General features: G+C 43.5%; 13 protein-coding genes. 3 read left to right on the forward strand and 10 right to left on the reverse strand.

Annotated features, from left to right (window positions below; genetic code table 11):
* Nucleotides 1-121: 121 nt before the first annotated feature.
* Together FTD44_RS06985 and mqnC are read right to left on the reverse strand one after the other, a co-directional pair.
* A complete protein-coding gene (locus tag FTD44_RS06985; protein ID WP_222165779.1) occupies nt 122-724 on the reverse strand; it encodes a 4'-phosphopantetheinyl transferase family protein in 603 nt (200 codons plus the stop codon).
* A gap of 16 nt (nt 725-740) precedes the next feature.
* Entirely contained in the window at nt 741-1,862 is a 1,122-nt protein-coding gene (mqnC, locus tag FTD44_RS06990) for a cyclic dehypoxanthinyl futalosine synthase (protein ID WP_222165780.1), read from the reverse strand.
* A 235-nt stretch (nt 1,863-2,097) separates the two neighbouring features.
* Here mqnC and FTD44_RS06995 point away from each other — a divergent pair, with 235 nt between their 5' ends.
* Entirely contained in the window at nt 2,098-2,340 is a 243-nt protein-coding gene (locus FTD44_RS06995) for a hypothetical protein (RefSeq protein WP_222165781.1), read from the forward strand.
* A 74-nt stretch (nt 2,341-2,414) separates the two neighbouring features.
* Here FTD44_RS06995 and hemB read toward each other — a convergent pair whose 3' ends face one another.
* The 3 genes from hemB to FTD44_RS07010 all read right to left on the reverse strand — a co-directional run bounded on the left by hemB (nt 2,415) and on the right by FTD44_RS07010 (nt 5,629).
* On the reverse strand, nt 2,415-3,392 hold the full coding sequence (gene hemB / locus FTD44_RS07000) for a porphobilinogen synthase (RefSeq protein WP_222165782.1): 978 nt from the start codon (nt 3,390-3,392) through the stop codon (nt 2,415-2,417).
* 34 nt (nt 3,393-3,426) lie between these two features.
* Nucleotides 3,427-4,365: an oxygen-dependent coproporphyrinogen oxidase gene (gene hemF, locus FTD44_RS07005; protein WP_222165783.1), complete on the reverse strand. Its 939-nt coding sequence runs from the start codon at nt 4,363-4,365 to the stop codon at nt 3,427-3,429.
* 64 nt (nt 4,366-4,429) lie between these two features.
* The gene (locus tag FTD44_RS07010) at nt 4,430-5,629 is read right to left on the reverse strand and encodes a pyridoxal phosphate-dependent aminotransferase (protein ID WP_222165784.1); all 1,200 of its coding nucleotides are present in this window, start codon (nt 5,627-5,629) and stop codon (nt 4,430-4,432) included.
* Nucleotides 5,630-5,813: 184 nt separating this feature from the next.
* On the opposite strand from FTD44_RS07010, the gene FTD44_RS07015 reads away from it, so the two are divergent.
* Nucleotides 5,814-7,703 (forward strand): TonB-dependent receptor plug domain-containing protein, encoded by a 1,890-nt coding sequence (locus FTD44_RS07015; protein ID WP_222165785.1) that lies wholly within the window; start codon nt 5,814-5,816, stop codon nt 7,701-7,703.
* Nucleotides 7,704-7,780: 77 nt separating this feature from the next.
* Here FTD44_RS07015 and FTD44_RS07020 read toward each other — a convergent pair whose 3' ends face one another.
* The 5 genes from FTD44_RS07020 to FTD44_RS07040 all read right to left on the reverse strand — a co-directional run bounded on the left by FTD44_RS07020 (nt 7,781) and on the right by FTD44_RS07040 (nt 11,824).
* Entirely contained in the window at nt 7,781-8,200 is a 420-nt protein-coding gene (locus tag FTD44_RS07020) for a nucleoside-diphosphate kinase (protein WP_129020366.1), read from the reverse strand.
* A gap of 93 nt (nt 8,201-8,293) precedes the next feature.
* Nucleotides 8,294-8,770 (reverse strand): DUF4920 domain-containing protein, encoded by a 477-nt coding sequence (locus tag FTD44_RS07025; RefSeq protein WP_222165786.1) that lies wholly within the window; start codon nt 8,768-8,770, stop codon nt 8,294-8,296.
* Nucleotides 8,771-8,847: 77 nt separating this feature from the next.
* On the reverse strand, nt 8,848-9,198 hold the full coding sequence (locus FTD44_RS07030) for an ArsC family reductase (protein WP_222165787.1): 351 nt from the start codon (nt 9,196-9,198) through the stop codon (nt 8,848-8,850).
* 24 nt (nt 9,199-9,222) lie between these two features.
* Nucleotides 9,223-11,289: a site-specific recombinase gene (locus FTD44_RS07035; protein ID WP_222165788.1), complete on the reverse strand. Its 2,067-nt coding sequence runs from the start codon at nt 11,287-11,289 to the stop codon at nt 9,223-9,225.
* A 40-nt stretch (nt 11,290-11,329) separates the two neighbouring features.
* The gene (locus FTD44_RS07040) at nt 11,330-11,824 is read right to left on the reverse strand and encodes a 3'-5' exonuclease (protein WP_129020369.1); all 495 of its coding nucleotides are present in this window, start codon (nt 11,822-11,824) and stop codon (nt 11,330-11,332) included.
* A 116-nt stretch (nt 11,825-11,940) separates the two neighbouring features.
* Between FTD44_RS07040 and FTD44_RS07045 the strand changes: the two genes are divergently transcribed.
* Nucleotides 11,941-13,218 (forward strand): aminotransferase class I/II-fold pyridoxal phosphate-dependent enzyme, encoded by a 1,278-nt coding sequence (locus tag FTD44_RS07045; protein ID WP_222165789.1) that lies wholly within the window; start codon nt 11,941-11,943, stop codon nt 13,216-13,218.
* Nucleotides 13,219-13,277: the final 59 nt, after the last annotated feature.

Raw genomic sequence — 13,277 nt, forward strand, 5'->3', positions numbered from 1 at the left:
TATTAAAAATTAGAAATAATGTTACTTTTTGTCCTTCCGGTACGCAAAAGTATAAATATTTTTTGATTCGATGCGTTAATTGTGGTCAAAAAAACTAAAAAAAGTGATTATTAAAAAATAATCACATGTATGATATGGCGAAATCGGGATGTAATTGCCCGCTCAGCGTACATTCTTCTCGTGTTTTCTGTAAAGACATGCGAATCTTGAACCTGTCTTCACTCAGCAGATCCATAGATGCTATAGGCATGTCTGCCTTAAAATCTACCGCCCCCAGGCCATAATATTTGAATAATGCCTCTTTGGCACACCAGGCCAGTGTAATACGGTGCATATCGCCCGCAGTAATCTTCTGTTCAGCATCAGCAAGAAATTTGGATTGCAGCCGCAGTATTTTTTCCTGGTATACCTGTATATCTATACCTACTGCTTTTTGGGTACTGACAATGGCTGCAGCATAAGGAAAGGAGTGCGAAATGGAAAACCAGATAGAGTTGTCCTCCAGCATAGGTTTGCCCAGAGGATGAATGCTGATGCGCTCAAAAGGGAAACCAGGTACCAGTAATTGCAACAAAAAGCGACCGGATAAATGTTCCAGTCGCCTTTTGGGATGTTTTTGCTCTGAGCCAAACCCAAGGGCCTGGCTGAAAAAATCTTCCGATTCTGTGATCTTCCAGATGGCAATATGCGTATCGTTATGTTCCAGTGTCTGGAGTAATGGCATAATGTATCTGCTATAATTAATAAGTAATAACCTGCTCTTCCATCTGCGGCATGGCACGGAACTCATACTGCTGATTACGCAGTTGCGGTTCAAAGCCTGCTTCCTGGATCGCCTGCTGAATGCCTTTGGCCGTAAAGCGGTGTGGTGCACCTGCTGCACTCACTACATTCTCTTCGATCATGATCGAACCGAAGTCATTGGCACCGGCATGCAGACATAACTGACCTACTTTTTTACCGACAGTCAGCCAGCTGGCTTGTATATTTTTGATATTTGGTAACATGATACGGCTCAATGCAATCATGCGGATATATTCTTCGGCAGTCGTATCGTTTTTGGCACGACGAATCTTTTTCAACAGTGTGTCTACATCCTGGAAGGTCCATGGAATAAAGGCTACAAATCCTTTGGCTCCTTCAGGTTTTTTGGCCTGTACCGCACGGATTTTTTCCAGGTGTTCAAAACGTTCCCTGATTGTTTCGATATGTCCGAACATCATAGTAGCCGTAGTGGTCAGTCCCACCTGGTGCGCGACTTCCATAACATCCAGCCATTCCTGCGCGCTGCATTTACCTTTAGAGATCAGGCGGCGTACACGGTCGTCCAGTATCTCGGCACCAGGGCCGGGCATACTATCCATACCTGCTTCTTTTAACGCAATCAATGCTTCTTTATGACTTATACCGGAAACCTTACATATGTGTGCTACCTCCGGTGGTCCCAGGGTATGCAGTTTCAGATTAGGGTACAGGGATTTTAATTCTTTAAACAGACCTACATAATAATCCAGGCCCAGGTCCGGGTGGTGACCACCCTGCAGCAGCAATTGCTCTCCACCATATTTAAAGGTTTCTTCAATTTTCTGCTTGTAGATCTCGATATTGGTTATGTATCCTTCTGCATGTCCGGGAATGCGGTAGAAATTACAGAATTTACAGTTGGCAGTACATACATTGGTCGTATTCATATTACGGTCAATGATCCAGGTTACTTTACCGTGTGGCACCTGCTTCTTTCTGATCTCATTGGCTACAAAAGCCAATTCAGTCAATGGCGCATGTTCAAATAAATACATACCCTCTTCTACGGATAAAAACTCCAGATCAAGGGCTTTCTTATATAACTGAGACAGATTCATAAACTATTCCTGCTACGCAAATTAGTACATAGCGCGTACAAAGGTAGGCAAAACTTTGTACGGCAGTGGAAATTTAAGAATCTTTATACATTGCATTAAATACAAAAACAGGGTATTTCGTTATTTATTTAAGGGCATTTTTTTAACATTTTAATTTAGTTAATATGCGCCGGAGTATTAAACTTATGGTTAACTTCACGTTCTAAAGTGAATAACTGTTTAAATATTTATAATCATGAAAAAAGTATCATTGCTGTTAGGTGCCTTATTATTAGTAGGCGGAGTGTCTTTTGCTGGTGTAAAAGATAAAAAAGAGAAAAAAGCTAAAACAGAAAGCTGCACTAAAGGTGGAAGCTGTTGCGCTAAAAAAGGAAAAGATGCTGAGAAAACAGTAAGTGTAGAGAAAGATACCAAAGAGGTAAAAGCAGATGCTCCTCAGATTCAAAGAGGTAAGCCAATGCGTGCTACACAACTGTAAGCAGCAAAAGATATAATTATAATAAAAGAGCGCAGGATTTTCCTGCGCTCTTTTATTATGGGAATAAACGTAATTTATAACAGTGCTACAGCATCTTTGGCGAAGTAGGTTGCGATAAGATCTGCTCCTGCACGCTTGATCGAAGTCAGGCTTTCTATAATAGCCTTCGGTTCGTCGATCCAGCCTTTCTCAGCAGCAGCTTTGATCATAGCATACTCACCACTCACATGGTATGCAGATACGGGCAAGGTTGTATTGTTTTTGATTTCGCGGATAATGTCCAGGTAAGCCATAGCCGGTTTGACCATAACAATATCTGCGCCCTCTGCCTCATCATTGTATAATTCGGTCAGTGCTTCCAGGCGATTGGCATAATTCATCTGGTAGGTCTTCTTGTCTCCGAATCCCGGAGCACTGTCCAGCGCATCACGGAAAGGGCCGTAGAAACAACTGGCATATTTTGCGGTATAGCTCATGATTCCAACATTGGAATAGCCTTCCGTTTCCAGTGCATGACGGAAAGCGCCGATACGGCCATCCATCATATCGCTCGGTGCAATGAAATCGGCACCGGCTGCGGCATGGCTAAGGCTCATGCGCGTAAGCGCTTCAACCGTTGCATCATTTAGGATCGTTCCTTTTTCCGGGTCTACAATTCCATCATGTCCGTAGATAGAATACGGGTCCAGTGCCACATCGGTCATGACAACCATCCCTGGTACTGCATCCTTTATCGCTTTAACGGCTCTTTGCATCAGCCCGTCCGGGTTCCAGCTTTCCTTACCGGTATTATCTTTCAGCTGATCGTCACATTTGATGAACAGCAGCACAGATTTGATACCCATATTCCATACCTCTTTTACCTCATCAATGGTTTTGTCCAGTGAGCGGCGGTAATAACCCGGCATAGAGGGTATCTCATGGATGATATCCTTACCCTCATCAATGAATATCGGTAAAATAAAGTCACTTGGTGTTAATACCGTTTCGGCCAGCATGCTTCTGATGGCAGTACTGCTTCTGCTGATACGATTTCTTCTCTGCAAATACATAATATAGTGATTTCAATAATTCAAATAAATAATACTACGCCCATTCTTTAGGATGCATACAGGCATCTAAAAGTACGGCTTCCGGGCTTCCGGCTTCCGGCTGATAGTTATAGTCGAAGCGGACCGTCGGCGGCAGACTCATCAGAATACTCTCTGTACGTCCGTTTGTTTTTAATCCGAATATAGTGCCTCTATCATGAATGAGGTTAAACTCTACATAGCGGCCACGGCGTATTTCCTGCCAGTACTTCTGTTCCGGAGTATACGCCTTGTTTTTATTTTTTTCAATAATCGGAATATAGGCTTCGATAAAGCAATTACCATTGGCCTGCTGGAAGGCAAACAGCTCATCCAGGCTTAACTGAACATGTGGCAATTCTTTATGAACAGCACCACCCGGTTTTACATGATCATAGAATACACCACCAATACCCCTCATTTCAAAACCACGGTGTGCATTATTAAAGTAGCCATCACACTCTTTTTTCAATACAGGATAAATATCCGTGTGGAAATGATCCAGTGTCAGCTTCAATGTGCCGTGGAAATGTCTGGCATCACCTTCATCCAGGTAATAAGGAGTAAGGTCTGCACCACCGCCAAACCAGCGGTCACATACATTGCCCTCTGCGTCATACAATTCAAAATAGCGCCAGTTGGCATGGGTAGTCGGCACCATAGGATTTACAGGATGCAATACCAGGCTCAGGCCGCAGGCAAACCATGTATGTCCGTCAATATTAAGCTGCCGGCGCATCGTGTCAGTTACGGTACCATATACCACTGATGTATTGACACCACCCTTTTCAAAAACAGCACCATTGCTGATCACACGGGTCTTGCCCCCTCCACCTTCCGGTCGCTCCCACAGATCTTCTACAAATTTTGCCTGGCCATCGCTGGTTTCTAAAGCGGCACAAATTCGGTTTTGCAGATCATGGATAAAGTCGATCCAGATGTCTTTATGGAACATAGCAGAAAATATGTTTAAAAAAACAAAGTCAAAATTCATTTGAACTTTGACTTTGCCTTTGAGATTATCGTTTCAGGGTTTTATATTCTTTCAGCGCTGCTTCAAGGCAATCCATCGCGTTGTTGATGGCGTCTTCATTCAGTACATATGCCATACGCACCTCATTTTTTCCTAAGCCGGGGGTCGCGTAGAAGCCACTTGCCGGAGCCATCATTACTGTGCTGTTGTTATGACGGAAACTTTCCAGCAACCATACGCAGAAGTCCTCACTATCTTCAATAGGCAATTTGGCCATGGCATAGAAAGCACCACCAGGATTAGGACATACAACACCTTCCATCGCTTGCAGGCGTTTAACCAGCAGGTCTCTGCGGGAAGCATATTCATTCAATACACTGTCAAAGTAGTTTTCCGGCAGGTCGCAGGCAGCTTCGCCCAGGATCTGCTCAAAGGTAGGAGGAGACAGACGGGCCTGTGCAAAGCGCAGTACCGCTGCATATACTTCTTTATTTTTAGTCACCAGGGCACCGATACGGGCACCACAGGCACTGTAGCGTTTAGAAATAGTGTCCAGTAAGATAGCATGCTCTTCCAGGCCTTCCAGTGCCAGTGCAGAGAAGTGCTTCTGACCATCATAACAGAATTCTCTGTACGCCTCATCGCTGAACAGGAACAGGTTGTGCTTGATACAGATATCTCTCAGTACCATCAGTTCCTCTTTGCTGTACAGGTAACCGGTAGGGTTATTAGGATTACAGATCATAATCGCCTTGGTATTTGGCGTTACGGCTTTTTCAAATGCTTCGATAGAAGGCAGGGCGAAGTTCTCTTCAATAGTAGAACCGATCGGCACTACTTTAACACCAGCCGCAACAGCAAAACCATTGTAGTTAGCGTAGAATGGTTCCGGAATAATGATTTCATCACCAGGATTCAGACAGGACATCATTGCAAAAGAGATGGCTTCTGAACCACCGGTAGTGATAATGATATCGTTTTTGGTAACGTTTAATTGCTGACGGACGTAGTATGCAGCCAGTTTCTCTCTATAGCTTTCAAAACCTTCGCTCGGGCTGTACGCCAGTACCTTAAGATCTGTATGCTTAACAGCATCCAGGATGCTCGGAGGAGTTTCGATATCCGGTTGGCCAATGTTTAAATGGTATACGGTAGCACCGGATTTTTTAGCTGCATCAGCATAAGGAGTCAGCTTTCTGATAGGTGAAGGTGGCATCAGTTCGCCACGATTCGAAATTTGGGGCATAAAACGCTATGTCTTTAATTGGGTGCAAAGTTACGGCTTTGCCGTATATCAAACACCTCAAATATGTAAAAACAAATGTGAACCGGCTGTCATTTTCTATGTTCATATATTATATATGACAATTGGCTGATTATATATCTGTGTTCTTGCCGTAGTTTTGCGCCTTAAAATTTTATAGCTGGAAATGAATAAACGTTTACTGGGTCAATTATCAGGAATGTTTCTGCTGAGCTCGGGTGCCTGGGCACAGCAAAATCAACAAATAGTGCTGGACAATGTTACGGTATTGTCTAATCGTCTGGACATACCCTTGTCGCAGCAAAACCGCAATGTGGTAGTGCTGTCCAAAGACGAAATTGCCAAAATGCCGGCGCGTTCTGTAAACGAACTGCTGAGTTATATTGCCGGTATTGATGTGCGTCAGCGTGGACCGAATGGGTCTCAGGCCGATATAGGTATCGATGGAGGAGGCTTTGACCAGACGCTGATTCTGGTGAATGGTGTGAAAATGAGCGATCCGCAGACGGGACATAATATGATGAATCTGCCGGTAAGCCTTTCTGCTATCCAGCGCATTGAAGTATTAAAAGGTGCTGCAGCCAGAATATATGGTGTGAATGCCATGATGGGCGTGATCAATATCGTTACGCAAAGCCCTATGGAAACTGGAGTAGATGCTATGGTATATGCAGGATCCAGTTTTCAGAAAGATGATAGCACACAGCAGACTTACCTGAGTTATGGTGCTAATGCTACAGCTTCTTTCTCTGGCAATGAACAATTGGGCAACCAGGTGTCTCTGGGTATTGATAAAGGAAACGGATATCGTTACAATACCGAATATCAGAATGTAAAGCTGATGTATAATGGTGTCTATACTCCCTCACAAAAAGCAACCTTCAATATTATGGGAGGTTATGTAAATAATGATTTCGGGGCAAACCTGTTTTATGCAGCGCCGAAAGATAAGGAAGCTACAGAGCAGGCCCAGATTGCAGTTGGAAGCATCTCGGGGAAAATAAAAGCTACAGATAAGTGGACCATCAGTCCGATACTGAGCTACCGTTACGGAAAAGACGATTATATCTTCATTCGTCAGAATCCTGGTGTGTACCGCAATATTCATGAGACCAATACCATGGATTTCTCTCTGAACAATGCCGTTGCATTCGGAAAAGGAACGCTGGGTGTAGGGCTGAATTACAGAAGTGAGCAGATCAATAGTACTAACCTGGGCAAAGGTACCAGAGAGAATTATGGCTTGTTTGCAGAGTACCGCTACCTCTTTAATGATAAATTTGATGCAAGCATCGGTGCATTTGCCAACTACAACTCTGTTTATGGTTTTAAACTGTATCCGGGACTGGATATCGGCTGGCAGATCAAGCCGGAGCTGCGCCTGTATGTCAATGTAGGTACCGGCCAGCGCCTGCCTACGTTTACAGATCTGTATTATGTAGGGCCAAGTAATGTAGGTAATCCTAACCTGGTTCCGGAATGGGCTACTACAGCCGAGCTGGGACTGAAATATGCTGAAAACGGATTGCGTGCAGAGCTTTCGGGCTTTTACCGCCAGGGAATAGACTTTATCGACTGGACGCGTATAGATACTGCACAACCATGGCAACCGCAGAACTATGCCAAAGTGCAGACCCTAGGTCTGAGAGCGCAGGCATACTATCTGTGGACTATCAGCAATACCGTAAAAGTAAACCTGAATACTGCTTATACTTATCTGAAGCCAACGCTGAATGATGACGGGTCGGCGCAGTCTAAATACGCGATCAACAGCCTGGCACATCAATGGGTGACTGGTGTAGAACTGTCATTGGGCAAGGGATTCAGCCTGTCGGTTAAAAATCGCTACCTGAGCAGACTGAATACTCCGGAGACTTCCGGCGCATACCGTCTGGGTAGTTATAACCTGCTGGATGCACGTGTGGCGTATAACTGGTCTAAGTTTGGTATCTATGCCGATGTGAATAATATCAACAATGTACAATATATCGAGACTGGTGTAGTACCATTGCCGGGCAGATGGTGTACATTGGGACTGAAATGTAACCTGCGATAAGGATCAGATCAGTTTATATATAAATAATAAAGCCCGCAATATTGCGGGCTTTATTATTTATATTGTTTCAGCAGAAATTAGAAACGCTCTAATTTGCTGAAGAAGAAATCACCTTCGATTGCTGCATTCTCATCGCTGTCAGAACCGTGAACGGCATTTTCACCGATAGATTTTGCAAACATTTTACGGATAGTACCTTCAGCTGCTTCTGCAGGGTTAGTAGCACCGATAGTTGTACGGAAATCAGCAACAGCGTTATCTTTTTCCAGGATAGCTGCTACGATAGGACCGCTGCTCATGAAGTCAACCAGCTCACCATAGAAAGGACGCTCTTTGTGTACTTCATAGAACTGACCTGCTGCTTCTGCAGTCAGTTTAGTGTATTTCATTGCTACGATTTTGAAACCAGCTTTGTTGATTTCAGCTAAAATCGCACCGATGTGACCTGCTGCAACTGCATCAGGTTTGATCATTGTAAACGTTCTGTTTGTTGCCATAAAATAAATGGATACTTAAGTTTTTATTTGAGCCGCAAAAATAGCGTAAATTTTAATATGGTCGTGCATGAAATTATTGCAAACACAGACACATTAATCTAAAACAGTGATACCGGCAGCCGTAAAGCGGTTATTTACTTTAGGTTGGGTAATGGCTTCAATTTCTTCTTTAGATTTTTTAGCATCTTCGGCATAGTGACGCAGTTCTTCAACAGAAGTACTCTCCTGGTAAGCCTCGCCGCTCAGCAATACAGATTTTCCGATCAGGTCCATAGGTACGAAGAAGGCATAATCTTTCATTTTTACAAAAACCGTTTTACCGTTTCCGAGATCAACGTTAGCCCAGCAGCCTCTTTTTTCACAAACAGAGGTTACTTTACCTTTTACCTGCATTTTTACAGGAGTTTCACCTTTCAGTTTCTGTTCAAAGTCATTGCCAGCAACAACTTTCTTTTCTCCGATATTTGCTCCGTATACAACGCCTTTAGCAGCAGGTGTAATATTTCCCTGAGCCATAGCTCCAGTGTAAGTCAATGCACTGAACAGTATTATTCCGAAGATTTTTTTCATATTAAAAATTTTTAGCAAAAATAAATAATTATTACTCCTTTACAGTCATGAAACTGTTTTTAACAGAAAAATAGTGTTTAGGAGAGCAGGCTGTTCAACGCATTTTCGTCAAATCCGACCACAACTACTTTGCCGTTTTTGGTGATTACCGGACGTTTGATCAGGCTGGTGTGTTCCTGCATCACCGGTATGGCAGATGCTGCATCGGTTACACTTTCTTTTGTGGCATCGCTCAGGGCGCGCCAGGTAGTGCTTTTTTTATTCAGCAGGCGTTCCCATTCGGTTTGTGCACACCAGTCTTTTAATGTAGCGGCATCAATACCTTCCTGTTTATAGTTATGAAAGCTGAAGTCTACCTTATGGGCTTCAAGCCATTTCTGTGTTTTCTTTACGGTGTCGCAATTAGGTATTCCGAATAAAGTGATCATAATAATATATTGCTATCTGATAATTTACATTTCTTTTTTTCTCTTTTTGTCAAATACATCCGCTTCCCTGCGCTCTTTAGAAGGCGGGAAGATAAAGTCTGCCGGGTAGCGGCGGAAATAGCGTACGATATAACGCAGCACTATAGGTACTTTCGTAATAGATACGCTGCGCGACTTAAGGGCCACGAAGAATGCCAGGCTAAAGCTGACGGCGAAGTTGAAAAAACCTATACCGATTACGCCTATTGTGGTCCATATCCAGTCATAGGCACTCACCTGGTTATCCAGTCCCGCTACACCAAAGCCGAAATAGGCTGTAGAGATGGTGATGTGCCGGATGTCAAAAGGAATGCCGAAAAAACTGCCGATCAGGCTCGCGTAGCCCAGCATAAAACCAAGACATATGTTTCCGATAATGCCCCCGAGGTTGCGGGATACATAGTCTCCCAGCCGTTTCAGCCGCTGTGAGGGGAAATATTTTTTCAGCTGCGGATGTTCTGTAATACGATTGGCTACACTACTGTACGCCGCTTTATTGTCAAAAAAACCGGTAATCAGCCCGCTGATAAACAATGCTATACCCGTGATGCTGGCGTAAAACCAGGCCAGGCTTTTTAATGGATTCTGATCCCGCATGGCCTGCACCGACTCCTCAGCAGTATGCAGTAAATGATCGCCGGTTAGGTAACTCCAGCCTACAGCAATGAGGTAAGACATCGGGAATACGACAATAAGGTTACCGACAAATGAGGCAAACTGACTGCGCCATACTTTGGCAAAGGTCATGGCCAAACCCCGGAAGGAGATGTCACCTTTGTTTTTCTTAGAGTCGAGCCCGCTGGCCATCGCACTGGCGGTCATTGTAGGCTGCTTGGTCGCCAGGGATGCTCCCGTTACAAAAAGTGTTACGAAGGCAATCGCATAATTAAGCCCATAGCAGAAATACTGCCAGAACAGCGGCATTTTGATCATATGCAGCAAAGCCTTTACCAAAGCCGCGAAGGCAATGATAAAACCACCGGCTACCGCGCTGTAAAAGAAGTCTACATATTCTTTACGGGTGGTCGTAATATAATGTTCTCCTGATTCACTTTTATGTTCGGCGATCTGGTAGGCCAGCATTTCTATGTTTCGGGTATACAGCAATCCGATGCTGTTTCTGGTATTGACCCCGAATATGATACCCTTAAACATGATAACCGTATGCTCCCAGGCGGTCTCTGAAAGATATTCCGGCGTAAGGAAGCGTACAATGACGCGCATGCGGTTCAGCAATTGTGCCGTGCGCAGCAATACATAAGATTGTTTCAGGCTGGTGCCGTTGCGGATGGTGTTTTTACGGATCTGTTCAATGATCTGCTCACATTGTATAATCTGCTCCCGGATATTTTCCGCGGCAAGTATAATCGTATTGGGAGAGGTATTATTATCATTCAGCAGCTCAATAAAGTTCTGAACACTCCTGTTCTGTTCCAGAAATGGCGGTGTTTCCTGTTTTGTGGCTTTGGTATAATGTCTGAACTCATCTTCCAGTCCCAGGTAAGAGATCTTTACAGAAATGGTGGCCAGTGCATTATTCAGCTGTCTGCGTATAGGTAAAGAAATTTCCTGTGCAGATACCTGTATTAATTTAAAGAATGCAGTCCATTCTTCATTCCCGATTGCATTGACCCACTCAAAGTCATCCTTTTTATTAAATGTTTTTTCCAGTAGATAATTAAAGGAGCGTTTCTCCGGTACCGGTGGGAGGATCCGGTGCCTTAACTGTTTGGTCAGTTCTTCAGTAAATGAGTTGCTGTTCAGCAGGCCAACTTTTACAAAAAGTGTTTCGATCTCACGATGATGGACCAGAAAGAGAAACATTTGCTGCAGGCCATTGCGGAATGCGGCATCGTGCTTTAATGTTTCTATAAGCACTTTCAGATTTGTATTAGGCAATTGCTGCTTACGCGGGCGTATAAAGCCGAACAGTTGTATAAACAGATCTCCGTACCGGTTGCTGTCGGTATTGGTCCTGATCTCTTTTACAATATTATCAATTGTAATCAGGTCGCGTTTATGTTTCCATTTTGTGCGGAGTTGTCTTATCATTTTGTCGTCAGTAGCTGCCGACCTCAACGATGGTATCGTATTAGCCGATCTGCAGCGTTTCTTTCAAATGTTTTAAATACAGTGTAGCACAAGCCATGGCATCTGATAAAGCATCGTGGTGATTCAGCGGTATCGCATATTGATTACACAGAGCTTTCAGATTGGTTTTGTAAATTTTGTAAGTACACTTTGTCTGAAACGGAGGAATAACCATTTCGTAAAAGGCAAGTGTTTTCTTCAGACAGGAAGCATCAAATAATGCATTGTGTGCGACAACCGTCTGATTGGTAATGAAGGGTTCAATCAGGTGCCATACCTGGTCAAATTTAGGCGCATGAGCTGTTTTACGCCGATCTATACCATGCACACGGGAGTTACCCCAGTGGTAATAATTGTCCGGTGGTTGCACCAGTTGATTTACAGTATGTGTAACTATTCCGTTCTCTACACGTACCAGTCCGATCTGGCAAATACTGTGGTAAGCGCCATGTGCCGTTTCGAAATCAATAGCTGTAAAGGAAGGAATTGTACTCATAAAGTGCAAATATATAATTATGCGTACAATATTTCTGCCGGATATTTGGGGATATTAAAGTTTTTGTACCTTTGCACATCTAAATTACTTTAATACATTTTAAATATTTTCTATTAATGGACATCTTTGCTAAGATAAAGAAAGATAGAGGCCCAATCGGTCAATATCAGGACCTGGCTCATGAATATTTTGCATTTCCTAAACTGGAAGGAGAGATCGGGAGCAGAATGAAGTTTAACGGGAAGGAAAAAATCGTTTGGAGTCTGAATAACTATTTGGGCTTAGCAAATCATCCTGAAATCAGAAAAGCGGATGCCGATGCCACTGCAGAATACGGTCTGGCTTACCCTATGGGTGCCCGTATGATGAGCGGTAACTCTAATAACCATGATCAGCTGGAAAAAGAATTTGCACAGCATGTAGGTAAAGAAGATGCTATGCTGCTGAACTTTGGTTACCAGGGTATGGTGTCTGCAATTGATACTATCGTATCCCGTCATGACGTAATCGTATATGATGCAGAAAGCCACGCATGTATCCTGGATGGTCTGCGTCTGCACCCGGGTATGCGTTATAAATTTAACCACAATGATGTAGCTGATTGTGAAAAACAGTTACAGCGTGCGACTAAATTTATCGAAGGTACTCCAGGTGGTATCTTAGTGATTACTGAAGGTGTATTCGGTATGAACGGTAACCAGGGCAAAGTAAAAGAACTCGTAGCACTGAAAGAAAAATATGACTTCCGTCTGTTCGTAGATGATGCACATGGTTTTGGTACTATGGGTAAAACAGGTGGTGGTATTGGTGAAGAGCAGGATTGTACCGATGGTATCGATCTGTATTTCTCCACTTTTGCAAAATCACTGGCCGGAGTAGGTGGTTTCATCGCTGCTGATAAAGATGTACTGTATTTCCTGCGCTACAATATGCGTTCACAGATCTTCGCTAAATCATTGCCTATGGCAATGGTTGTTGGTGGTCTGAAGCGTATGGAGCTGATCAGAACCATGCCGGAACTGAGAGAAAAGCTGTGGGATAATGTAAATAAATTACAACAAGGCTTAAAAGAAAGAGGATTCAACATCGGCACAACCAATACACCAGTAACACCTGTGTACATGGAAGGTGAATTGCATCCTGCACTGCAGATGATCGTAGACCTCAGAGAGAACTACAATATCTTCTGTTCAGTGGTAGTATATCCTGTAATTCCTAAAGGACAAATCATCCTGCGTCTGATTCCTACAGCGGTGCATACCGATGAGGATATCAAACAAACTTTAGAGGCATTCTCCATTGTAAGTGAGAAACTGAAGAATGGCGAGTACCCGGATGTGTTCCCAGATATCAAAGATCTGATGGTACATAAAACAGATACTCAGGTTGGGTAATTATATAAGATATAAAAAAGCGGCTACTGATTCAGTAGCCGCTTTTTTATGCTATCGCA

It is taken from the genome of Edaphocola aurantiacus (assembly GCF_019797745.1).
Lineage (GTDB): Bacteria > Bacteroidota > Bacteroidia > Chitinophagales > Chitinophagaceae > Edaphocola > Edaphocola aurantiacus.